We start from the raw sequence: 227 nt of genomic DNA, 5'->3' as shown, positions 1-227 counted from the left end.
AAACAGATTAATATTTCTGTACTCGATATAATTGCGATGGGGGGACGGAGCAGGCTAAACAAGCATGGCGTTGGTAGTCCATGTGAAAGTGAGTAGGTTGGTGACTTAGGTAAATCCGGGTTGCTGTTAAGACTGAGACACGAGACGAGTCACTACGGTGATGAAGTTGTTGATGCCATACTTCCAGGAAAAGCCTCTAAGCTTCAGATTATATGGAATCGTACCCC

General features: G+C 44.9%; 1 rRNA gene. It reads left to right on the top strand.

Annotation, left to right across the window (positions count from 1 at the left end):
- Positions 1 to 225, top strand: a 23S ribosomal RNA gene (locus H5160_RS20685); the annotation flags it as partial.
- Positions 226 to 227 lie beyond the last annotated feature (2 nt).

This window comes from Pseudoalteromonas sp. SG43-4, from assembly GCF_014164325.1.
Lineage (GTDB): Bacteria > Pseudomonadota > Gammaproteobacteria > Enterobacterales > Alteromonadaceae > Pseudoalteromonas > Pseudoalteromonas distincta.
Note: the sequence above shows the minus strand (reverse complement) of the source record. Positions and strands in the feature narration are given on the sequence as shown.